The following is a 21,254-nucleotide window of genomic DNA, read 5'->3' as shown; positions in this document are numbered from 1 at the left end:
AGAACATGACTACCCAGGTAGCCCCTCAACGCGTGGCGCAACGCATTACCAGCCCCGAACAGGCGCTGGAGACCGCACACCGGCTGGCGGAGCAATTCAGCCCGACCGCCGCCGAGCGTGACAGCCAACGGCGATTGCCGGTTGCCGAACTGGCAGACCTGTTCGCCTCTGGGCTCGGCGCGATTACCGTGCCACAAGAATTTGGCGGCCCGGCGTTGTCGAACCGCGTGCTGGCGCAGGTCATCGCTATTCTCAGCCAGGGCGATGCGTCGATCGGCCAGGTGCCGCAAAACCATTATTACGCACTGGAAGTGCTGCGGGTGAACGGTTCGCCGCAGCAGCAACGGCGGCTGTACCAGGAAGCGCTGGCCGGCGTGCATTTCGGCAATGCGCTGGCGGAGTTTGCCAGCAAGGCCGCCCACCACCGCAGCACCTCGCTGGCCAGACATGAAGGCCAATGGCAGCTGTCGGGCCAAAAATTTTACGCTACCGGCGCGTTGTACGCCGGGCGCATCCCGACCGCCGCGCGGGGTGAAGACGGTAAAGAACAGTTGGTGTTTTTGCCGCGCAATACGCCAGGCCTGAGCATCACCGACGACTGGTCCGGATTTGGTCAACGCACCACCGGCAGCGGCAGCGTGACGCTGGAACAGTGCCCGGTCGATGAAGAGGATATCGTGCCCTTCCAGACGGCGTTTGAACGGCCGACGCCGGTTGGCCCGCTGGCGCAAATCATGCACGCCGCCATCGATCAGGGCATCGCCAAAGCCGCGTGGCAGGACATGCTGCAATTTGTTCGCAGCCGTTCGCGCCCGTGGATTGATGCCGATGTCGAACACGCCAGCGAGGACCCGCTGACGCTGGACCGCATCGGCAAAATTTCCGCCCGCATTCAGGCCGGTGACGCCCTGCTGGCGGTGGCCGGTGAAGCCATCGATGTCGCTCAGCGCCACAGCGATGCCCTGTCGGTTGCACAAGCCTCGATCGAGGTTGCCACGGCGCGCGCCTGGACCACCGAGGTCGCGCTGGCCGCCGGTAATCTGCTGTTTGAGTTGGCCGGTAGCCGTGCCACGCTGCAGGAATATAACCTCGATCGCCACTGGCGCAACGCCAGAACCCACACCTTGCACGACCCGGTGCGCTGGAAATACCCGGCGATCGGCAATTACGTGCTGAACGGGGTGCTGCCGCCGCGCCGGGGGACTCTGTAATGAGCGTCATCGCCAAAGAGGTTCTGCTGAACGCCTTCAACATGAACTGCGTCGGCCATATTCATCACGGCATGTGGACCCATCCGCAGGATCGTTCCACCGAGTTCAACCAGCTCAGCTACTGGACCGAGCTGGCGCAACTGCTGGAGCGTGGACTGTTCGACGGGTTGTTCATCGCCGATATCCTCGGCGTTTACGATGTCTATCAGCAAAACATCGCCCTGACCGCCCGCGAGTCGATACAGCTGCCGGTTAACGATCCGCTGTTGCTGGTGTCGGCGATGGCCGGAGTGACCCAACATCTGGGCTTCGGCATCACCGCCAACCTGAGTTACGAAGCGCCCTATCCCTTTGCCCGTCGCTTGTCGACGCTGGACCATCTGACCCAGGGCCGCATCGGCTGGAATATCGTCACCGGCTATCTGGACAGCGCTGCGCGTGCGATGGGGTTGAACGAACAGATCGGGCACGATCGCCGTTACGATCAGGCCGATGAGTTTCTCGACGTTGCCTATCAATTATGGGAAGGCAGCTGGGAAGATGACGCCGTGTTGGCCGACCGTCAACGGCGTATTTACGCCGATGCGCAGAAGATCCACAAGGTGACCCACCGCGGCGAATTTTATCAGGTGGAGGGCTATCACCTGTCTTCGCCTTCGCCGCAGCGCACCCCGCTGTTGTTCCAGGCCGGCAGCTCGTCACGGGGTATTAAGTTCGCCGCCCGCCACGCGGAGTGCACCTTCGTTAACCACGCCACCCCGGCGGTAATGAAAGCGCAGGTGGACAAGCTGCGTACCGCAGCGGTGGCGGCCGGCCGTCAGCGACAGGATTTGAAAGTGTTTATGGGAGTCGGCGTTATCGTTGCGCCAACCGCCGCCGAGGCGCAGGACAAATACCGTGAATATCTGCGTTACGCCAGCCCCGAAGCCGGTCTGGCGCATTTTTCCAGCTCGACCGGTATCGATCTTTCACGCTTTGGTCTGGACGACCCGATCCAGGCCGGGCCGACGCAGGCCATTGAGTCGGTAACCCAAACCTACAGCGGCTGGACCCGCCGCCAACTGCTGGAACAGCACGCCATGGGCGGGCGTTATCCGCTGGTGGTGGGCGATCCGCAACAGGTGGCGGATAGGTTGCTGCAATGGGTGGATCAGGCCGATATCGACGGGTTTAACCTGACGCGCATCGTTAACCCAGGCAGCTACCGCGATTTTATCGATTTGGTGGTGCCGGAGTTGCAAGCGCGTGGTCGCTATAAAACCGCCTACCGCGCCGGCAGCCTGCGGCAAAAGCTGTTTCGGCAGCAGGATCGCTTGCCGCAAAGCCATCCGGCGGCCGGCTGGCGTCTGGGTGCGCCGTTACCCGTTTGAACCCTTACTTTTTCTTTTGAAGGAACAACCCTATGACAATACCCTCTCGGACAAAAACACTGCTGTTTTCGGCGCTGCTGGCACTCTCAGGCGCGGCGGCTGCGGCCAATGATTACAGCGGTGCGCTGAAAGTCGGCACCACCGCTGCCTTCGCCCCGCCGCTCGAGGTGGCGGCGGAAGAGGCTCGCAAACAGGGGCTGAAGGTCGACATCATCGAATTCAGCGACTGGACCGCGCCGAACGTCAGCCTGGAAAACGGCGATATCGACGTCAACCTGTTCCAGCACCTGCCGTTCCTGCACAACGCCAATAAAGAAGGCAATTTCCACCTGGTGGCCTATGCCCCGGCGATCATCAATAACGTCGGGCTGTACTCCAAAAAATACCAAAGCATCGCCGATCTGCCGGAGGGCGCCAAAGTGGCGATCGCCAACGACGTGATTAACGGTGGCCGCGGTCTGTTGCTGTTGCAAAAAGCCGGGCTGATTAAGCTCAAACCGGGATCCGGCCTGCAGGCAACCCAGGCAGACATCGTCAGTAACCCTAAACACATCAAAATTATCGAAGTGGAAGCGGTGCAACTGGCACGCACGCTGGAGGAAGTTGACCTGGCGCAGGGCTATCCGCACTACCTGCGGCTGTCCGGCACCGTCGATCCCAACAGCGCCCTGCTGTTCGACGGCCTGGAAAACCCGGAGTACGTGATCCAGTTCGTGGTCCGCGATGGCCATCAGGATGACCCGCGCCTGCGCAAGTTTGTCGACGTTTACCAGCATTCGCCGGTCGTGCGCGCCAAACTCGACAGTTTTTACGGCAAGCTCTATCAGCCGGGCTGGAGCCAGTAGTTTATGTCCAGCCTGATTTTGCCTAACCCAGGCGCCCTAGTCGCCGACGAGGTGGTGCGCCGCCATGATGACACCCACCTGCGCTTTACCCGGATCAGCAAGCGTTACCCCGGCCAACTGACCGAGGCGCTGAAGGCGATCTCCTTGGACATTCGCCGTGGGGAGATCTTCGGCATTATCGGCCGCAGCGGCGCCGGCAAGTCGTCCCTGATCCGCACCATTAACCGGCTGGAACGCCCCAGCGGCGGCAGCGTGGAGGTCGATGGCGTTGATATCGGCCAATTGAATGAAGATCAACTGGTGGCCTACCGGCGGCGCACCGGCATGATTTTCCAGCACTTCAACCTGCTGTCGGCCAAAACCGTCCGGCAGAATATCGAGTTGCCGCTGCGGGTGGCGGGCGTGCCGATCGCCGAGCGGCGCGGCAGAGTGGACGCATTGCTGGCGCTGGTCGGGCTGAGCGACTACCCGGACGCCTATCCGGCGCAGCTTTCCGGCGGGCAGAAACAACGGGTCGGCATCGCCAGGGCGCTGGTGCATAACCCCGAATTGCTGTTGTGCGATGAAGCCACCTCCGCGCTCGATCCGGAAACCACCCGCGCCATTCTGGCGTTGTTACAGCGCATCAACCGTGAGTTCAACATCACCATAGTGCTGATTACCCATGAAATGGAGGTGATCCATGATATCTGCCACCGGGTGGCGGTGCTGGAACGGGGGGAGATTATCGAATGCGGCCCGGTGTGGCAGGTGTACGGCAATCCGCAGCAGGAAACGACCCGCATCCTGCTGACCCCCTCACACGATCGCTTGCCGGAGGAATGGGTTGGGCGGATCGCCGCCACGCCCCCCACGCCGGATGCACCGCAATTGATCCGGCTACGCTACCGTGGCCAAGGTGCATCGCTGGAGCTAAACCACGTGCTGGCGGCTTTTCAGGGCAGCGTGACGCTGGTGGAAAGCGCCATTGAGCATATTCAGGGGCGCGCCATCGGTTATCTGTTGTTAACCGTGACGCCGTCACCGAATAATCGAACCATTCCGCAGACGCTGGCCGACAGCGTGGAGGTCCTGGGCTATGTCACTGTTGCTTGAACGGCTGTGGGCCGGATTTCTCGATACATTGCTGATGGTGGGCGTTTCTTCCCTGTTGGCGCTGGTGCTGGGATTGCCGCTGGCGATCTTGTTGGTGGTCAGCGAACGCGGTGGATTGTATGAGCAGGTTGGCGTTCAGCGGGTGCTCGGCTGGTTGGTGAATCTGTTCCGCTCGATCCCCTTTTTGATCCTGATGGTGGCGCTGATCCCCTTCACCCGCATGATTGTCGGCACCTCTTACGGCGTATGGGCCGCCGTGGTGCCGCTGACCATCGCCGCCATGCCGTTTTTCGCGCGTATCGCCGAAGTCAGCCTGCGAGAGGTGGATCACGGCCTGGTTGAAGCGGCGCAGGCAATGGGCTGCCGCCGTGGGCATATCATTCGTCATGTGCTGCTGCCGGAAGCCATGCCCGGCATTGTCAGCGGCTTTACCATCACCCTGGTGACCATGATTAACGCCTCTGCGATGGCCGGAGCCATAGGCGCAGGCGGCTTGGGTGACCTGGCTTACCGTTATGGTTACCAGCGTTTCGACACCCAGGTGATGCTCACCGTCATCGTGGTGTTGGTGGCGCTGGTGACCCTGCTGCAATTTTTTGGCGATCGGCTTTCCCGCCGGTTAAACCACCGTCATTAACCTTTACTGACCGGATATGTGTAATGAAAAAACTGAAAGCCTCGCTGATCGCCGCTTCGCTGCTGTTGGGTGCATTTGCCCTGCCGACCGTTGCGGCGCAGGAAAAACCGCAGCAAATCACCATTGGTTACCAGAAAGCCAATATCTTCGCCCTGTTGAAATATCGCGGTACGCTGGAGCAAACCCTGACGCCGCAGGGCATCAAGGTGCGCTGGATTGAGTTTCCCGCCGGGCCGCAAATGCTCGAAGGGCTGAACGTCGGCAGCATTGATCTTGCGGCGACCGGCGATGCGCCACCGGCCTTTGCCCAGGCTGCCAAAGCGGATTTGATCTATCTGGGGCATTCGCCGGCCAGCCCGAAAACCGAAGCCATAGTGGTGCCGCAGGATTCGCCGATCAAAACCGTTGCCGACCTCAAAGGTAAACGCGTTGCGCTGAACAAAGGCTCCGACGTCAACTACCTGTTGGTCAGCGCGCTTGAACAGGCCGGGCTGAGCTACAAAGACGTGACGCCGGTGTATTTGCCGCCGAGTGACGCCCGCGCCGCCTTCCAGCGCGGCAGCGTAGACGCCTGGGTGATTTGGGACCCTTACTACGCCGAGGTGGAAACCCACGCCAACGCCCGTCTGCTGAAGGATGCCGAAGGTCTGGTGCCGCATTACACCTTCTATCTCGCCAGTCGCCATTTTGCCGAAACCTACCCGGACAGCGCCAAATTGGTGATCGACCAGCTAAGTGAACTCAGCGCCTGGGCCAATGCCCATCAGGACGACGCGGCGAAGATCCTGGCGCAAAGCACCGGGTTGGCGCAGGCCATTTGGGCCAGAGCCCTCGCCCGCATGCCGTTCGGTAGCCAACGCATGACGCCGGCGGTATTTGCCGAACAGCAGCAATTAGCCGACAAGTTCACCGCGATCGGCCTGCTGCCGGTCAAGGTGGACGTCAGCGCCGCACGCTGGTCTGAAGATAAGTAACCTGCTGAATACCTTTGTATTGATTCAGCTAAGCAAAGCGATATTCGGCATTTAACCTGCGGGGATATTTTCATTATTATCGGGATATGTCTCTGGAAGCATTTTCTTTCAGGGCCTGTCTACCGGAGTTTTTGTCCTTGTTTCGTTCGTCGCGAACTTATTTTTGGCCGCACTTATGTGCGGCTTTTCTTTTTGTGGTTAAAAACACGCTAAACGTGCAATTTTCCACGTTATTCAGGCTCCCCCTCTATACTGTTTCCAGTGAAAAAATATGCCCCCCTAAATGGTGGAATGGGAGTTAAATCGCTCCCTGACGGAAACCTGAGCAGGAACCATGACATGACACGTTTTATCCTTATGCCGCTTGCCACTGTTATTCTGGCAGGTTGTACGCCAATGAAACCCTCAGGATGTGAAAAAACCAGCGCCGTGGGTGATTGTATTTATGCAAGGGGTGCCGAAAACACCACGTCGAAGGTTGTTCAGCCCCCCAATTTGGGCTGTGACGGGCAAGTTTTTTACGAACGTCCGTTTTATCCCGCTGCAGCAATGGCGAAAAAGATTGACGGTAAAATAACAGGTACGTTTGACGTTGATGATAGAGGTAAAGCAAAGAATATCGAACTAACGGGAAATCCCGAATTCTATTATGAAGCGAAAAGCGCTATTGCTCGTAGCTGCTGGAAACCCGGTAGCTTGCATGAAAAAGTCTCGTTTACCTTCAACGTTACCGGTGATGCAACTCTGGGGGCCGGGGGATAAAAAAACCGGCGCAGAGTGCTCTGCGCCGGCCGGGTTATCACGTCTTGTTGCTAGCGCCCTTTCGCCAGCTTGTGCAAGGTTGCCGCCAACAGATCCACTTCCTCGTAGGTGTTGTAAAACGCCAGCGATGGCCGCACCGTCGCCTCGACGCCAAAGCGCCGCAGGATCGGTTGGGCGCAGTGATGGCCGGAACGCACCGCAATGCCTTCACGGTTAAGCGCGTTGCCCACTTCTTCGGTACGGTAGCCGCTCAGCACAAACGACAGCACGCTGGCCTTATTGGCCGCGGTGCCAATCAGGCGCAGGCCCGGAATGCGGATCAACTGCCCGGTGGCATACTCAAGCAATTCATGCTCGTAACGGTTGATATTATCGAGCCCCAGGCGTTCGACGTAGTCCAACGCCGCCCCCAACCCCACCGCGTCGGCGATGTTGCCGGTGCCGGCTTCAAACCTGGCCGGTGCCGGCTGGTACAGCGTTTTCTCAAAGGTGACATCGGCAATCATATTGCCGCCACCCTGCCACGGCGGCAGGCTTTCCAGCAGCTCCGCCTTGCCGTACACCGCGCCGATGCCGGTTGGGCCAAACACCTTGTGGCCGGAGAACACGTAAAAATCCGCATCCAGCGCCTGCACGTTAACCTTCAGGTGCGATACCGCCTGTGCGCCGTCTACCAACACCCGCGCTCCGGCCTGATGAGCCAGCGCAATCACCTGCTCGACCGGCGTCACCGTGCCCAGCGCATTGGATACCTGGGTGATCGACACCAAACGGGTACGCGGCGACAAGAGCTTGCGGTATTCATCCAGCAGAATCTGCCCGCTGTCATCCACCGGGATCACCCGAATTTTAGCCCCCACGCTGGCGGCAAGCTGCTGCCAGGGCACGATGTTGGCGTGGTGTTCCAACTGGGAAACCACGATTTCATCGCCTTCGCCGATGTGTTGCCGGCCAAAGGTATTGGCAATCAGGTTAATGGCTTCCGTTGCGCCTCGGGTAAAGATAATTTCCGCCGGTGATTTGGCCCCCAGAAAACGGGCAACGCTGTTTCTGGCCCCTTCATAGGCATCCGTTGCCCTGGCGGCCAGCTCATGCGCCGCACGGTGGATATTCGAGTTTTCATGGGCGTAGAAATACGCCAGCCGATCGATAACCACTTGCGGTTTATGGGTGGTGGCGGCGTTATCCAGCCACACCAGGGGTTTGCCGTTAACCCGTTCCGCAAGAATGGGAAAGTCGCGGCGTACGGCATGCACATCAAAACTGCTGCGCGGCCGTTGCTGCGGTGCGGCTTCTCGCCGTGGCTGCCCCTGTTCCAGGAAATAATACTGCCCGCTGGTCGCCTCTTGCGCTACGCCGCTAACCGGTGCGGCGACGGCAGGAAACAGCGATCCGATAACCGACTCCAGCCCGCCATTGACCGCCCCTGCAAAGGGTTGGTCACTAAGATGGGCCTGACCGGTGAGCGCCTGGTTCGCCAGACCGTCCAGCCCGGTATCCGGCGAAAACCGTTTTTGCCGGGCCTGATTTTCGCTCAGAAAATAGAACCCCGCCGTCGCCGCCGGATCCCGTGGCTGAGGCAGCGTTGGCGGAGCCAAAAAGGCCTGCCGCTCTGCGCCCTGCTGCCAGCCGGACAACCTTTGCGCCTCCAGGCCATCGGTAGCCAGTGCCGGCTCTAGAGCCGGCGTAGCGGTCTGTGGCAACACCGTCGTGGCGCGTTCGCCGCCTGCGGCCGGTTGCAGCCCTGCACCAGCTTCACGTCCAGGCAAGGCACTGAAGATCTGATTAGCCAGGTTAGCCAGCGCGTTAACGTCCGGCAATCCGGCTGGCGGCTGCGCCTCGTGAGGCAATGAATTACTTGTAACTGTCTGGATAGTCATGATATTTGCTCACATCAACATCGTCTAAAACGGCAACGGCATCTTCAGTCAGAACCGCCAATGAGCAGTAAAGGGAGATCAGGTAGGAGGCTATCGCATTGCGGTTAATCCCCATAAAGCGCACCGACAGCCCCGGGCTTTGCTCACCCGCGACGCCCGGCTGGTAAAGGCCAATGACGCCCTGACGTTTTTCCCCGGTACGCAGCAGGATAATTTTGGTTTTGCCTTCTTCGTCGATGGGCAGCTTGTCCGAGGGGATCAGCGGCAAGCCACGCCAGGTGAGAAACTGCGAACCGAACAGACTGACGGTTGGCGGCGGCACGCCACGGCGGGTGCACTCGCGGCCAAAGGCGGCGATGGCTAACGGATGAGCGAGGAAGAAACCGGGTTCTTTCCATACTTTGGTGATCAGTTCGTCCAGATCGTCCGGCGTCGGCGCACCGGTCAGCGTTGAAATACGCTGGGCGTCATCGACGCTGGCCAATAAACCGTACTCAGGGTTATTGATCAGCTCGTTTTCCTGGCGCTCTTTAATGGTTTCAATGGTCAGGCGCAGCTGTTCGCGAATCTGATCGTGCGGGCTGCTGTATAAATCGGAAACGCGGGTATGCACGTCCAGAATGGTGGTAACGGCATTGAGAAAATACTCGCGCGGCGCTTCTTCGTAATCCACATAGGTCTGGGGTAATAACCCTTCATCGCGCTGCGAGCAGGCAACCTGAACATTTAACGGGTTCTTGACCTTGTTCAGGCGGAATATCCCTGCCTCGACCGGTGTCCATTGCAGCAAATGCACCAACCAACGCGGTGTGATAATGGATAATTGCGGGACGGTTTTTGTCGCGTTAGCCAATTGCCGTGCTGCATTATCCCCTAATGCAAGCCGGGCGTCATTGTGTTGAGACATGGTTGTTTCTCCTGAAAAAATAGGCTGGTGAAAAATAATTAATAATTACCGGTTAAATAGCGCGTTAAATAAAATATCGATTTATTGATTCCGTTTCGCAGACCTCACTGCGGGTTATTAACATTGTTGAAATGCACCACATTAAATACCTGAGCCAAATTCATGACTGTCGCTCTGGATATTTGCCTGGCGAATATTGCTGCCCGGTTTGACGCTGCGCGTCAGCCAGACGTTGCCGCCAATGGACGATCCCTTGCCAATGGTAATCCTGCCCAGCAAAGTGGCGCCGGCGTAGATCACCACATCGTCTTCAATAATCGGATGGCGTGGCTGCCCTTTTTGCAGAATGCCGGACTCCTCGGTGACAAAGCGTTTGGCGCCCAGCGTGACCGCCTGATAGAGGCGTACCCGCTTGCCGATAATGGCGGTTTCGCCAATCACTACGCCAGTGCCGTGGTCGATAAAAAAGCCGTCATCGATTTGTGCACCGGGATGAATATCGATACCGGTTTCACCGTGAGCCTTTTCGGCGATGATGCGCGCCAGCAAAGGAACGCCTGCGAGATAGAAATAGTGCGCCAGCCGGTGGTGGATAATGGCGTTGACGCCGGGGAAACACAGTAACACCTCGTCCACGCTGCGCGCCGAAGGATCGCCGTGATAAGCGGCCAGAATGTCGCTGTCCAACCGGCGGCGAATGGCCGGCAACACGGTGGCGAACTGCCGCACCAGCGTCACCGCCTGCGTATTGAGAGAGTCCCCAAGCTCTGCGTCGTCGCCCTCGGAACGGCTAAACCCCAGAGCAAGGCGCACCTGAATCAGCAATGCATTCAGCACCGCGTCCAGCGTATGGCCAACGAAGTAGTCTTCGCTTTCATGGCGCAGATCGTCCGGCCCCAAGCGCATCGGGAATAAAATCGCTCGCAGCGATTCGGTTATTTCGCTGACCGCACTTTTCGACGGCAGTTCCTTTTGCCCGGAAAGCGACGCCTGGCCGCTGCGCTCGCGCCAGGAGAGCCGCGCTGAGCGCAGCTCATTAACGATATCGGCAAGTTGCCAGTTGGTATTTTCTTGCGGCTGTGAAAAGCGAGTCATAATTCCCTCTGTTTATGTGATAACGCCCAATGACCCACTCGGTTCGAGCGCCGTCAGGCTGTCTTTAGCCAGGGCAAGTGTCGTGCGCCCTCAATCCCGCCTTGTACGCCGTAAGCCTGCGTATAACCGGCTTTAAGGGCCGCCAGCACCGCATCGGCGGAGCGTTTGCCGGTTTGGCACAGCAGGATGACCTGCTGTTGTTTGTCGACGACTTTGCTTAACTCAAGGAAAAAACGTGGGTTGCGGATTTTGTTCGAGCCGGTTAACCAGGGAACCCGCGCGGATTCCTCAACGTAGCCAAAGGTTTTGCGCTCTTCCGGGGTGCGGATATCCACCAACACCGCCGCCCCGCTGTTGACTAATTGCCAACTGGCTTCCGGCGTCAGATCGCGTTCAAAATCGGCGGTATTTTGGGCGACGTAGTTATCCCTGCCTGGGTTATCCGCATTCACGTTGGAATGGGTTTTAAACCTTTGTGCAGATGCGTAGGACATATTCACCTCCGGCATATTCTCTATTTTTCAGTAGGGTTGTTTTCGTTCATTAACTTCAATTTATTACCCTTTCCGACCAGCAATAAATAACTTTTCATTAGGGCTTATAGTAAAAGCATCTAGCCCGACTTAGCTAAAATCAGGCTAATGAAAACCAATTATTGGCTTATGAATTTCGATTTTCGCGTGGCTATGTTACAGCGCGCTGTTACCCGTTTTCTCCCGTCGATCACATTACGGGTAACACAGTTTATTAACACTCTTCAGCGTGATATCTGTCGCAAAACCGCCGTCTGAAAACCGCTTTGATAACAACAACGAAACCATGGTGTTTTCTGAACAGGTAAAAATGATGACCGATACCCCCAATGACGTATTGTTGATCGCCCCGTTAATGGACAGCCTGCTTGCACGCCTTGAGGCCAACTTTGTCGTGCACCGTCTCTACGAACAGGCCGACCCGGCCGCTTTCCTGGCGGCCAATGGAGGAACCCTCACCGCACTGGTCACCCGTGGCGATATTGGCGTTGCCACGTCGGTACTGGAACAACTGCCGAATCTGGGGCTGATTGCCGTTTTCGGCGTGGGTACCGACGCCATTGACCTGAGTTATACCCGGCAGCGCAGCATCGCGGTCACCATTACCTCCGGCGCACTGACGGAGGACGTGGCGGATATGGCGCTGGGGCTGCTGCTGGCAACCGCGCGCCAGCTGTGTCACTACGACCGTTTTGTGCGTGAAGGCCGCTGGCTGCAGGAAGCGCCGGGCCTGTCGGTGCAGGTCAGCGGCAAGCGCCTCGGCATTTTTGGCATGGGCAACATCGGCCGCGCCATTGCCCAGCGCGCTGCCGGTTTCAACATGCATATTCAATACGCCAGCCACCAACAGGATGGCGCATTACCCTATGCCTACTTCCCCGATCCCCTCTCCCTGGCGCGGGAGAGCGACTTCTTTGTTATCGCTATTTCCGGCGGCAAAGACAGCATTGGCCTGGTGGACAAGACGATCTTCGACGCTCTGCCGCCGCACGCGCTGGTGATTAACATTGCCCGCGGCAGCATCGTTAATGAACAAGATCTGATCGATGCCCTGAACAGCGGCGCCATCGCAGGCGCCGGGTTGGATGTCTACGCCGACGAACCCAGGGTGCCCGCCGCGCTGATTGGCATGAACAATGTGGTGCTGCAACCCCATGTCGCCAGTGGCACGCACGAAACCCGGCAAAAGATGAGCGATATCGTGTTCGCCAACGTCAGTGCCTATTTCAGGCACCAGCCTCTGCCCAACGCTATCGAATAATTAACAGGTTTTACTCATTTTGAACGACAGAACCTTATTTATACCCTATGAATTTCAAGCTGCAGCCGACAACGCTGCGGCTTGAAAGGCGACGGGTATACCCTGTGCCCGCAAAGAGAGATCGCTATGGATAATAAAATACCCAACACCCGCTGGTTGCGGGTTATTGCCCCGATCCTGATCGCCTGCATTATTTCTTTTATGGACCGGGTTAATATCAGTTTTGCGCTGCCCGGCGGCATGGAAAGTGATTTGGGCATCACCAGCCAGATGGCCGGCCTGGCCAGCGGCATTTTCTTTATCGGTTACCTGTTTTTGCAGGTGCCCGGTGGGCGCATCGCGGTTAACGGCAGCGGCAAACGTTTTATCGCCTGGTCTTTGTGCGCGTGGGCGGTAGTTTCGGTGGCCACCGGATTTGTCACCAATCACTATCAATTGCTGGTGCTGCGCTTTGTTCTGGGCATTTCCGAAGGGGGTATGCTGCCGGTGGTGCTGACCATGATCAGTAACTGGTTCCCGGAGAAAGAGCTGGGGCGCGCCAACGCTTTCGTCATGATGTTCGCCCCTCTTGGCGGCATGCTTACCGCACCGATCTCCGGTGCCATCATCAATCAGCTCGACTGGCGCTGGCTGTTTATTCTCGAAGGGTTGCTGTCGCTGCTGGTGCTGGCCGTCTGGTGGCTGTTGATCAGCGATCGACCGCAGGAGGCGCGTTGGTTGCCGGCACGCGAGCGTGAATATCTGATAACCGAATTGGCGCGTGAACGCCAGGCACGCAGTAAAGCGCAGCCGGTCAGTAATGCCCCGCTGAGAGATGTGTTTCGCAATAAAGGGTTGATGAAGTTGGTGCTGCTGAACTTCTTTTATCAAACCGGCGATTACGGCTACACCCTGTGGCTGCCCACCATCCTGAAAAATCTCACCGGCGGCAATATGGCCTCGGTCGGATTTCTGGCCATTTTGCCCTTCGTCGCCACGCTGCTGGGGATTTACCTGATTTCGGTACTCACCGACAAAACCGGCAAACGCCGCCTGTGGGTGATGGTTTCACTGTTCTGCTTCGCCGCCGCGCTGTTGGCTTCGGTGGTACTGCGCCATAACGTGGTGGCGGCCTATATCGCCCTGGTGGTCTGCGGATTCTTTCTCAAGGCCGCTACCAGCCCGTTCTGGTCGATGCCTGGCCGCATCGCCTCGGCGGAGGTGGCTGGCGGCGCACGCGGCGTGATCAATGGCCTGGGCAATCTGGGCGGTTTCTGCGGGCCTTATCTGGTGGGCGTGATGATTTATCTGTACGGCCAGAACGTCGCCGTTTGCGGGCTGGCCGTCTCGCTGATTATCGCCGGTATTATCGCCTGGCGGTTGCCGAAGGAGTGCGATCTGACCGGGTCCGAACCGGCACATGACGCCCTGCTGGAAAAGGCCAAACGCGCCTGAAAAGCAACGGAAACCACGAGCGGGCTACGGCAAAATTTGCTATGTTAGCCCGCTGATTACGCTCTGTTGCCACTAGCCGGATAAGTCTATGTTTACCCATAAAGCAATCGCCGAACTCAACGCGCTGGAAATGATGGTTTATAACTACGTCATCAAAAACAAGAACCCGGTGATGTACATGACGATCCGCGAACTGGCCGAGGCTGCCGGGGTGTCTACCACCACCGTGTTGCGCTTTTGCAAGAAAATGGGGTGCGAGGGGTATTCCGAATTCCGTATTCGTTTCAAGCTGTATCTGGAACAGGCGGAAGTGATGCCGATGGATTTTGGCACCAGCGAAATCATCAGCTTTTTTAAAAGCATCAACAACGACGAGTTTAATCAGCAAATCGATCAGGCGGTGCAGCATATCGCCGCGGCGGAACGCATTATTTTCGTCGGCGTAAGCACCTCGGGCGCGTTGGGCAGATACGGTGCGCGTTTCTTTTCCAACGTCGGGAAATTCAGCACCCATATTGACGATCCATATTACCCAATAAACAGCGATATGTATAAAAGCGCGGTGGCGATTATGCTTTCGGTCTCCGGCGAAACCGAAGAGATCCTGCGTCTCGCCAGCCAGTTCAGCCTGCATCACTGCAAAATTGTCAGCATCACCAACAACGAAACCTCGTCGTTGGCCAAAATAGCGGACTTCAACCTCTCCTACCACGTCCCCCAACAGCTCATTGCCGGTCAACATAATATTACCACCCAGATCCCGGTCATTTACATTATTGAAACCATCGGCAAGCGGCTGGGGAATATTAACGCCGCAAAATAAAACAGCCTGTTTTTTTAATGTGACAAGTTACCGAAGCGGCGATTTGTTATATCGTGACTTTTAATTCCAGCTTGCTACTCTATTCTCAGACGCTAACAAAATAGCCTTTCATTAATAAACGAATGAGAATCCAACAATGAAACAGCAACAGTTACCGAAAGATTTTCTGTGGGGGGGCGCCGTCGCCGCGCACCAGGTTGAAGGCGGTTGGGATCAGGGCGGTAAAGGCCCAAGCATTGCCGACGTGCTGTCGGGCGGCTCGCACGGCGTGGATCGCGTGATGACTGATGGCGTATTGGAAGGTTATAGCTACCCGAACCATGAAGCCGTGGATTTCTACGGCCGCTATAAGCAGGACGTGGCACTGTTTGCCGAAATGGGCTTCAAATGCTTCCGCACCTCAATAGCCTGGACGCGCATCTTCCCTAAAGGGGATGAGCTGGAGCCGAACGAAGCCGGCCTGCAATTCTACGACGATCTGTTTGATGAACTGCTGAAATACAACATTCAGCCGGTGATCACCCTGTCCCACTTTGAAATGCCTTATCACCTGGTGAAGGAATACGGCGGCTGGAAAAACCGCAAGGTGGTGGATTTCTTCGTGCGCTTCAGCGAAGTGGTGCTGCGCCGCTATCAGCACAAAGTGAAATACTGGATGACCTTTAACGAGATCAACAACCAGAGTAACTACCAGTATCCGCTGTTTGGTTACTGTTGCTCGGGTGTGGTGTACAGCGAAGAACAGAACCCGGAGCAAGCGCTGTATCAGGTATTGCACCATCAGTTCGTCGCCAGTGCGCAGGTAGTGAAACTCGGTCACCAGATTAACCCGGAATTCAAGATCGGCTGCATGCTGGCCTGCGTGCCTTTCTATCCGTTCTCCTGCAAGCCCGACGACGTTATGTACAGCGTCGAGGCGATGCACCAGCGTTACCTGTTCACCGACGTACAGGTACGCGGTTACTACCCGTCTTACCTGCTACGCGACTGGCAGCGCAAGGGGTTCCAGATTGAAATGCAGCCGCAGGACGAGCAAACCCTGCGTGAAGGTTGCGCAGACTACATCGGTTTCAGCTACTACATGAGCAACGCCCTGCAGGCGGATGCACCAAGCAGCAGCGACGCCATGTTCGGTTTCCCGGGCAACGTGCCGAACCCGTACGTTAAAGCCTCCGATTGGGGCTGGCAGATTGACCCGGTTGGGCTGCGTTATTCGCTGAACGTGTTGTATGAACGCTACCAGAAACCGCTGTTTATCGTTGAGAACGGTTTTGGTGCCTTTGACAAAGTAGAGGCCGACGGGCAAATCAACGACGACTACCGCATCGACTACCTGAGCGCACATATCGAGCAGATGAAAAAAGCGGTGATCGAAGACGGCGTAGATCTGATCGGTTACACCCCTTGGGGCTGTATCGACTGCGTGTCCTTCACTACCGGTGAGTACGGCAAGCGTTACGGCTTTATCTATGTGGACAAGCATGATGACGGCACCGGCACCCTCGAGCGTTCGCGCAAAAAGAGCTTTGACTGGTACCGCAACGTGATCGCCAGCAACGGCGAACAGCTTTAAAAATCACCGGTTTTTTCTTATGAAAACGCGAATGAGCCACAGCAATGTGGCTCATTTTTATTGGAGTTTTGACATCCTCACTCGCTCAATAAAAACAATCAAAACGCCAATCAACATTGATACGAAAAGCATTAAAACAAAAGTCACAAACCCGTCTAAACCATTCAGTGTGTTTATATATTTAATCGTGCAGATACACGTAAATAATGTAAAAGCATAATCCATTGATTTCTTGATGCATCCATTCATTGTCAGCCTCGAAAATTCACAGACTACTCACCGAATCACGTTTATTTACGTGAGCGGACATTATCGTCTATTGCCACTAAAATAATTGATAATAGTTATCATTATCGAAGTTGAAATATCAGTGACCGAAAACGAAATGTCAACACGTGAAGTAGACAACCGTGACCGACATCCTGCTTCCTTTACCTCTGAATACTTCTGCGGAATATCGCATTTATGTTCTCTCATTACATAACCTCAGGTTATGTAAAAAGCCGCTAAATGTCACTTTATCGTAACACTTCGGCTTGCGTAGACTCAGTGTGGGGACAGGGTTTCTCCCCTTCGCGCTGACATAACAACAAAACAGATCAGCCCTTTGTATCCTGCCTATGCCATGAGGATTTCCGCATGAGCCAGATAAATGAACTGTACCATCGCAACTACGATCGGCATCCGCCGGCGCTGGTGCCGGAATATAAAACCAGCGTGTTGCGCTCGCCGAAGAACGCTTTAATCTCGCTGCAAAATTCGCTATCAGAAATCACCGGTCCGGTGTTCGGCCAGCATGAGCTGGGGGCGCTGGATAACGATCTGATCCTTAATTACGCCAAACAGGGTTTGCCGATCGGCGAGCGGATTATCGTGCACGGCTATGTGCGCGACGAGAACGGTCTGCCGCTGCGCAATGCGCTGGTAGAGGTGTGGCAGGCCAACGCCGGCGGGCGTTATCGCCATAAAAAGGATCAGTATCTGGCACCGATAGATCCTAATTTCGGCGGTTGCGGCCGCATGTTGACCGACGATAACGGCTATTACTTCTTCCGTACCATCAAGCCCGGCCCCTATCCGTGGCGCAACCAGGTCAACGACTGGCGCCCCGCCCATATTCATTTCTCGCTGTCCGGCGACGCCTTCGCCCAGCGGCTGATCACCCAAATGTACTTTGAGGGCGATCCACTGATTGCCAGTTGCCCAATCGTACGCGCCATCAAAAATGACGATGCGGTGCGCACGCTGATCGCCGGGTTGGATAAAACCGCCTCGATTCAATTGGACAGCCTGGCTTACCGCTTCGATCTGGTGCTGCGTGGCCACCGCGCTACGCTGTTTGAAAACCGTCTGCAGGGGAAAGCATAATGCCGCAACAGTATCTGCCGGAAACGCCGTCGCAAACCGCCGGGCCTTATGTGCACATTGGCCTGGCCCCCTTTGCCGCCGGCTTCGACATCTTTGAAAACAACTTTAATCACGTTCTGACCCAGCCGGAAACCCAGGGCGAACGTATCACCCTCGAAGGTCGAGTGTTTGACGGCAGCGGTTCTCCGATCCGCGATGTGCTGCTGGAAATCTGGCAGGCCAATGCGCACGGCCGCTACAACCACCCGGGTGATCAACAGCACGAGAAGCCGCTGGACAGCACTTTTCGCGGTTGGGGCCGCAGTTGTTCGGATTTTGAAACCGGCCACTATCGCTTTGAAACCATCAAACCCGGCGCAGTTTGCGGACGTGACGGCCGCCTGATGGCACCGCACGTTAATCTGTGGATCGTCGCGCGCGGCATCAATCTTGGGCTGCATACCCGGATGTATTTTGCCGACGAAGATGCCGCCAACCGGCAAGATCCGGTGCTGAATCTGATCGAACTGGAGGTACGCCGCAAAACGCTGATTGCTCACCCCGAGCGCCGTGGCGACGAACTGGTGTATCGTTTTGACATTGTTATTCAGGGCGATCGCGAAACGGTGTTCTTCGACCTGTAGTTCCCGCCACCGCCGCGGCCGCAAAAAATCTGCACGCCAGTGCAAATATGCGGCCGCCGTCACTTGTTGCCGCTGGGGAAAATTCCCTACACTGGGGCATGAAAAAAGCCAATTTATTTATGCAGCGCATGCGCTTGCGCCACATCAACGGGTTTGTCGCGGTGGCGCAGGAGCGCTCGCTGAGCCGCGCTGCCGACAAACTGAGTCTGAGCCAGCCGGCCCTGTCGAAAACGCTGAGTGAACTGGAAGCCTTGACCGGTAATCGCCTGCTGGTACGCAGCCGACAGGGAACCCGCTTGACCGAACAAGGCGAACAGTTTTTGGGGTATGCCACGCGGGTGCTGGAGGCGCTGACCGCCGCCGGGCACGCGCTGGACAGACTGGACGACGCACCGGCGCGGGTGCTGCGTATCGGCGCATTGCCGACCACCGCGCTGGGCATGCTGCCGCAGTCGATCGGCCAGTATCAGCAGGCGCACCCTTATTCGCGTATTCAGGTGATCACCGCCAAAAATACCGAACTGCTGACGCAGCTCAAAGCAGGCGACATTGACGTGGCGATTGGCCGCATGGCCGAACCGGAAATGATGAGTGGGATTGCCTTCGAACTGTTGCTGCTGGAATCCTTGCTGATGGTGACACGTCCTGGGCACCCTCTGTTGAGCGAGACCATCACCCTCGAGCAGGCGCTGAGCTACCCGGCCATTTTGTCGCCCAAAGGCACGGTGCCGCGCCACAATACCGAGAATCTGCTATCTACCCAGGGGTTCAGCCTGCCAGGCCAGTATATCGAAACGCTGTCGGCCTCTTTGGCGCGCCAGATGACGTTGCAATTTGACTATGTGTGGTTTGTGCCTTCCAGCGCGGTTAAAGCCGATATCGCCGCCGGGCAGCTTATCCCCCTGCCGCTGCCCACTCAAGGCATGGAGGAAACGGTGGGCATTTTGAGCCGTAATGACGGCGAACTCAGTGAAGCGGCGCTGGCGTTTATCGCCACCGTGCGCCGCGTTGCCAACGCCAAAGGTTCCGCTTAGCTCGCCTCGCTATCCTGTTCGGCGAACACCTCTTCCGCCAGATGGAATGCCGAGTTTGCCGCCGGCAGGCCGCAGTACAGCGCGCTTTGCATCAATACTTCTTTGATCTCCTCGCGGGTCACGCCATTATTTGCTGCCGCTTTCAGGTGCATGCGCAGCTCGGCTTCGCGGTTAAGGGCGATCAACATGGAAATGGTAATCAGGCTGCGGGTGTGGCGTGCCAACCCTGGCCGGGTCCAGATCTCCCCCCATGCGTAGCGGCTGATAAAATGCTGAAATTCCTCGTTTAACGGGCTGAGCCGGTCAAGACTGCGATCAACGTGTGCATCTCCCAACACGGCCCGCCGCACCTCAATGCCCTGCTGATAACGTTGCTCATCATTCATATCGTTTTGCTCCTGCGGTTAACAGGGATGCCTGTTCCAGCACCCGTTGAGTAAATGTCTGCGCGCTGCCGAGGTAATGCTGCGGATCCAGCAACACCGCCAGCCGCTGCGGGGTTAAATGGGCCATTATCCTGCTGTCTTCCAGCAAGACGTCGAGCAACGTGCGTTGCTGCGCCAGCGCCAGATGGCACTGTTTTTCAATCAGCTGATGCGCCTGCTGGCGGCCGATAGCTTCGCCCAACGCCATTGTCACGGCTTCGGCCATGATCAACCCACCGGTTAACTTCAGGTTATGTTGCATCTGCTGCGGGAACACCTGCAAACCGGCGATCAGATCGCCCGCCGTATGCAATGCGCCTGCCGCCAACATCACCAACTCTGGCAAGCTTTCCCACTCGGCGTGCCAGCCGCCCAGGCCACGTTCATGTTCCTGCACCATAGCGGCATGCAACCCGCCGACCAGCGCCGGAACCCGGTTGGCCGCCGCGAGGATCACCGCGCAGGCCACCGGATTGCGCTTATGTGGCATGGTGGAGGAACCACCGCGCCCTTCTGCCGCCGGTTCGGCGAGCTCCGCCACTTCGGTTTGCATCAGCAAAGAGATGTCTCGCGCCAGTTTGCCCAGCGTACCGGTTAAACCGGCGTACCAGCCGGCAATCTCCAGCAGCCGATCGCGCTGGCTGTGCCAGGGCGTATCCGCCGCGCTCAGTTGCAACCGCACGGCCAATGCGGTCACCAGCAGATCGCCTTCTTCACCCAATGACGCCAACGTCCCCGCCGCGCCGCCCAGTTGCAGCGCCAGCACCCGCGAGCGCATTTCATCGAGCCGCTGCCGGTAACGCAGCAAAGCATCCAGCGTACCGGCCAACTTTAGCCCCAGCGTGGTCGGCAGCGCGTGTTGCATCCAGGTGCGCCCAACCAGCACGCAATCCTGATGCAGAGTAATTTGTTGTACCAGTGCCGCCATCAACCGGTTCAGATCCTCTTGCGTGAGGGTGATAGCCTGCCGCAGTTGCAGCATCAAACCGCTGTCGATAGCGTCCTGGCTGGTTGCTCCCCAGTGAACAAAGCGTGCGGCACCGGTATCGCGCTGCGCGACCAACGCCGTGAGTTGCTTCACCAGCGGGATCGCCAGGTTACCGGCCTGCGCCGCCGCCTGCGCCAGCGCGGCGCTGTCTATTAAATGACTGTGGCAACAGGCGGCGATGTGTTGCGCGGCGTCTGACGGAATGATCCCCAACCCGGCTTGTGCCGTGGCCAGCGCGGCTTCGAAATCCAGCATGCCCTGCAAGGTGGCGGTATCGCTAAAACATTCGCTAACCGCTGAAGACCGCAACAACGGCGTCAGTAATTCCATAAATTCTCCGACCTAAAAGGGGCTTTTTCCGATGATGGCGCGGCCCAAGGCAGGGTGCAAGAGCGATAAACGCTACTTTGGGCGAT

At 57.3% G+C, this 21,254-nt stretch carries 20 protein-coding genes; 14 read left to right on the top strand and 6 right to left on the bottom strand.

All coding sequences use genetic code 11. The annotated features are described in order from the left end of the window. The first annotated feature begins 5 nt into the window (after window positions 1-5). From ACUTSW_RS03330 to ACUTSW_RS03300, 7 genes are all read left to right on the top strand, one after another. The gene (locus tag ACUTSW_RS03330; protein ID WP_445583660.1) at window positions 6-1,211 is read left to right on the top strand and encodes an SfnB family sulfur acquisition oxidoreductase; all 1,206 of its coding nucleotides are present in this window, start codon (window positions 6-8) and stop codon (window positions 1,209-1,211) included. Continuing rightward, the gene (locus ACUTSW_RS03325; protein WP_445583659.1) at window positions 1,211-2,581 is read left to right on the top strand and encodes an LLM class flavin-dependent oxidoreductase; all 1,371 of its coding nucleotides are present in this window, start codon (window positions 1,211-1,213) and stop codon (window positions 2,579-2,581) included. The genes ACUTSW_RS03330 and ACUTSW_RS03325 overlap by 1 nt, the downstream gene beginning before the upstream one ends. A 32-nt stretch (window positions 2,582-2,613) precedes the next feature. After that, on the top strand, window positions 2,614-3,426 hold the full coding sequence (locus tag ACUTSW_RS03320) for a MetQ/NlpA family ABC transporter substrate-binding protein (protein WP_006325453.1): 813 nt from the start codon (window positions 2,614-2,616) through the stop codon (window positions 3,424-3,426). Window positions 3,427-3,429: 3 nt separating this feature from the next. Then, window positions 3,430-4,521, top strand: coding sequence for a methionine ABC transporter ATP-binding protein (locus ACUTSW_RS03315; RefSeq protein ID WP_445583658.1), 1,092 nt, complete (start codon window positions 3,430-3,432; stop codon window positions 4,519-4,521). Further along, entirely contained in the window at window positions 4,505-5,158 is a 654-nt protein-coding gene (locus ACUTSW_RS03310; RefSeq protein ID WP_013812980.1) for a methionine ABC transporter permease, read from the top strand. Before ACUTSW_RS03315 ends, ACUTSW_RS03310 begins: the two co-directional genes overlap by 17 nt. Before the next feature lie 23 nt (window positions 5,159-5,181). Continuing rightward, entirely contained in the window at window positions 5,182-6,132 is a 951-nt protein-coding gene (locus ACUTSW_RS03305) for a sulfonate ABC transporter substrate-binding protein (RefSeq protein WP_445583657.1), read from the top strand. A 339-nt stretch (window positions 6,133-6,471) separates the two neighbouring features. After that, entirely contained in the window at window positions 6,472-6,894 is a 423-nt protein-coding gene (locus ACUTSW_RS03300; protein ID WP_020439079.1) for an energy transducer TonB, read from the top strand. A 50-nt stretch (window positions 6,895-6,944) separates the two neighbouring features. Here the strand turns inward: ACUTSW_RS03300 and ACUTSW_RS03295 are convergent, their stop codons facing one another. The 4 genes from ACUTSW_RS03295 to ACUTSW_RS03280 form a co-directional block, all read right to left on the bottom strand. Next, entirely contained in the window at window positions 6,945-8,774 is a 1,830-nt protein-coding gene (locus tag ACUTSW_RS03295) for a family 2A encapsulin nanocompartment cargo protein cysteine desulfurase (protein ID WP_445583656.1), read from the bottom strand. Beyond that, a complete protein-coding gene (locus ACUTSW_RS03290; protein ID WP_004944722.1) occupies window positions 8,749-9,681 on the bottom strand; it encodes a family 2A encapsulin nanocompartment shell protein in 933 nt (310 codons plus the stop codon). Before ACUTSW_RS03290 ends, ACUTSW_RS03295 begins: the two co-directional genes overlap by 26 nt. 141 nt (window positions 9,682-9,822) lie before the next feature. Beyond that, window positions 9,823-10,776, bottom strand: coding sequence for a serine O-acetyltransferase EpsC (gene epsC / locus ACUTSW_RS03285; protein ID WP_445583655.1), 954 nt, complete (start codon window positions 10,774-10,776; stop codon window positions 9,823-9,825). Between the two features lie 53 nt (window positions 10,777-10,829). Next, a complete protein-coding gene (locus ACUTSW_RS03280) occupies window positions 10,830-11,270 on the bottom strand; it encodes a rhodanese-like domain-containing protein (RefSeq protein WP_445583654.1) in 441 nt (146 codons plus the stop codon). Between the two features lie 349 nt (window positions 11,271-11,619). Between ACUTSW_RS03280 and ACUTSW_RS03275 the strand changes: the two genes are divergently transcribed. The 7 genes from ACUTSW_RS03275 to ACUTSW_RS03245 all read left to right on the top strand — a co-directional run bounded on the left by ACUTSW_RS03275 (window position 11,620) and on the right by ACUTSW_RS03245 (window position 19,425). After that, the gene (locus ACUTSW_RS03275) at window positions 11,620-12,570 is read left to right on the top strand and encodes a 2-hydroxyacid dehydrogenase (RefSeq protein ID WP_445583653.1); all 951 of its coding nucleotides are present in this window, start codon (window positions 11,620-11,622) and stop codon (window positions 12,568-12,570) included. Between the two features lie 126 nt (window positions 12,571-12,696). Next, the gene (locus tag ACUTSW_RS03270; protein WP_063199525.1) at window positions 12,697-14,004 is read left to right on the top strand and encodes an MFS transporter; all 1,308 of its coding nucleotides are present in this window, start codon (window positions 12,697-12,699) and stop codon (window positions 14,002-14,004) included. Between the two features lie 88 nt (window positions 14,005-14,092). Further along, on the top strand, window positions 14,093-14,827 hold the full coding sequence (locus ACUTSW_RS03265; protein WP_006321961.1) for a MurR/RpiR family transcriptional regulator: 735 nt from the start codon (window positions 14,093-14,095) through the stop codon (window positions 14,825-14,827). 136 nt (window positions 14,828-14,963) lie between these two features. Then, window positions 14,964-16,400 carry a 6-phospho-beta-glucosidase gene (locus ACUTSW_RS03260; RefSeq protein ID WP_445583652.1) on the top strand — a complete coding sequence of 479 codons (1,437 nt, stop codon included), beginning with the start codon at window positions 14,964-14,966 and terminating at the stop codon, window positions 16,398-16,400. A gap of 639 nt (window positions 16,401-17,039) precedes the next feature. Continuing rightward, on the top strand, window positions 17,040-17,768 hold the full coding sequence (gene pcaH, locus ACUTSW_RS03255) for a protocatechuate 3,4-dioxygenase subunit beta (protein WP_004944742.1): 729 nt from the start codon (window positions 17,040-17,042) through the stop codon (window positions 17,766-17,768). Next, the gene (gene pcaG, locus ACUTSW_RS03250; protein WP_445583651.1) at window positions 17,768-18,391 is read left to right on the top strand and encodes a protocatechuate 3,4-dioxygenase subunit alpha; all 624 of its coding nucleotides are present in this window, start codon (window positions 17,768-17,770) and stop codon (window positions 18,389-18,391) included. Before pcaH ends, pcaG begins: the two co-directional genes overlap by 1 nt. Window positions 18,392-18,489: 98 nt before the next feature. Further along, the gene (locus ACUTSW_RS03245; RefSeq protein WP_063199537.1) at window positions 18,490-19,425 is read left to right on the top strand and encodes a LysR substrate-binding domain-containing protein; all 936 of its coding nucleotides are present in this window, start codon (window positions 18,490-18,492) and stop codon (window positions 19,423-19,425) included. On the opposite strand, the gene pcaC is transcribed toward ACUTSW_RS03245, so the two are convergent. Together pcaC and ACUTSW_RS03235 are read right to left on the bottom strand one after the other, a co-directional pair. Then, window positions 19,422-19,811 carry a 4-carboxymuconolactone decarboxylase gene (gene pcaC / locus ACUTSW_RS03240; RefSeq protein WP_241922242.1) on the bottom strand — a complete coding sequence of 130 codons (390 nt, stop codon included), beginning with the start codon at window positions 19,809-19,811 and terminating at the stop codon, window positions 19,422-19,424. The two genes, ACUTSW_RS03245 and pcaC, sit on opposite strands and share 4 nt — an antisense overlap. Then, the gene (locus tag ACUTSW_RS03235; RefSeq protein ID WP_445583650.1) at window positions 19,804-21,168 is read right to left on the bottom strand and encodes a 3-carboxy-cis,cis-muconate cycloisomerase; all 1,365 of its coding nucleotides are present in this window, start codon (window positions 21,166-21,168) and stop codon (window positions 19,804-19,806) included. Before ACUTSW_RS03235 ends, pcaC begins: the two co-directional genes overlap by 8 nt. Window positions 21,169-21,254 lie beyond the last annotated feature (86 nt).

The sequence above is a fragment of the Serratia sp. TSA_198.1 genome, assembly GCF_052686505.1.
Note: the sequence above shows the minus strand (reverse complement) of the source record. Positions and strands in the feature narration are given on the sequence as shown.

What these genes read in the sequence shown, in the direction of transcription:
- ACUTSW_RS03270 (WP_063199525.1), top strand. Translation starts at nt 12,697, where the DNA reads ATGGATAATAAAATACCCAACACCCGCTGGTTGCGGGTTATTGCCCCG.
- ACUTSW_RS03330 (WP_445583660.1), top strand. Translation starts at nt 6, where the DNA reads ATGACTACCCAGGTAGCCCCTCAACGCGTGGCGCAACGCATTACCAGC.
- ACUTSW_RS03325 (WP_445583659.1), top strand. Translation starts at nt 1,211, where the DNA reads ATGAGCGTCATCGCCAAAGAGGTTCTGCTGAACGCCTTCAACATGAAC.
- ACUTSW_RS03320 (WP_006325453.1), top strand. Translation starts at nt 2,614, where the DNA reads ATGACAATACCCTCTCGGACAAAAACACTGCTGTTTTCGGCGCTGCTG.
- ACUTSW_RS03305 (WP_445583657.1), top strand. Translation starts at nt 5,182, where the DNA reads ATGAAAAAACTGAAAGCCTCGCTGATCGCCGCTTCGCTGCTGTTGGGT.
- ACUTSW_RS03260 (WP_445583652.1), top strand. Translation starts at nt 14,964, where the DNA reads ATGAAACAGCAACAGTTACCGAAAGATTTTCTGTGGGGGGGCGCCGTC.
- ACUTSW_RS03290 (WP_004944722.1), bottom strand. Translation starts at nt 9,681, where the DNA reads ATGTCTCAACACAATGACGCCCGGCTTGCATTAGGGGATAATGCAGCA.
- ACUTSW_RS03235 (WP_445583650.1), bottom strand. Translation starts at nt 21,168, where the DNA reads ATGGAATTACTGACGCCGTTGTTGCGGTCTTCAGCGGTTAGCGAATGT.
- ACUTSW_RS03280 (WP_445583654.1), bottom strand. Translation starts at nt 11,270, where the DNA reads ATGTCCTACGCATCTGCACAAAGGTTTAAAACCCATTCCAACGTGAAT.
- ACUTSW_RS03310 (WP_013812980.1), top strand. Translation starts at nt 4,505, where the DNA reads ATGTCACTGTTGCTTGAACGGCTGTGGGCCGGATTTCTCGATACATTG.
- pcaG (WP_445583651.1), top strand. Translation starts at nt 17,768, where the DNA reads ATGCCGCAACAGTATCTGCCGGAAACGCCGTCGCAAACCGCCGGGCCT.
- ACUTSW_RS03300 (WP_020439079.1), top strand. Translation starts at nt 6,472, where the DNA reads ATGACACGTTTTATCCTTATGCCGCTTGCCACTGTTATTCTGGCAGGT.
- ACUTSW_RS03245 (WP_063199537.1), top strand. Translation starts at nt 18,490, where the DNA reads ATGAAAAAAGCCAATTTATTTATGCAGCGCATGCGCTTGCGCCACATC.
- ACUTSW_RS03275 (WP_445583653.1), top strand. Translation starts at nt 11,620, where the DNA reads ATGATGACCGATACCCCCAATGACGTATTGTTGATCGCCCCGTTAATG.
- pcaC (WP_241922242.1), bottom strand. Translation starts at nt 19,811, where the DNA reads ATGAATGATGAGCAACGTTATCAGCAGGGCATTGAGGTGCGGCGGGCC.
- epsC (WP_445583655.1), bottom strand. Translation starts at nt 10,776, where the DNA reads ATGACTCGCTTTTCACAGCCGCAAGAAAATACCAACTGGCAACTTGCC.
- ACUTSW_RS03315 (WP_445583658.1), top strand. Translation starts at nt 3,430, where the DNA reads ATGTCCAGCCTGATTTTGCCTAACCCAGGCGCCCTAGTCGCCGACGAG.
- ACUTSW_RS03265 (WP_006321961.1), top strand. Translation starts at nt 14,093, where the DNA reads ATGTTTACCCATAAAGCAATCGCCGAACTCAACGCGCTGGAAATGATG.
- ACUTSW_RS03295 (WP_445583656.1), bottom strand. Translation starts at nt 8,774, where the DNA reads ATGACTATCCAGACAGTTACAAGTAATTCATTGCCTCACGAGGCGCAG.
- pcaH (WP_004944742.1), top strand. Translation starts at nt 17,040, where the DNA reads ATGAGCCAGATAAATGAACTGTACCATCGCAACTACGATCGGCATCCG.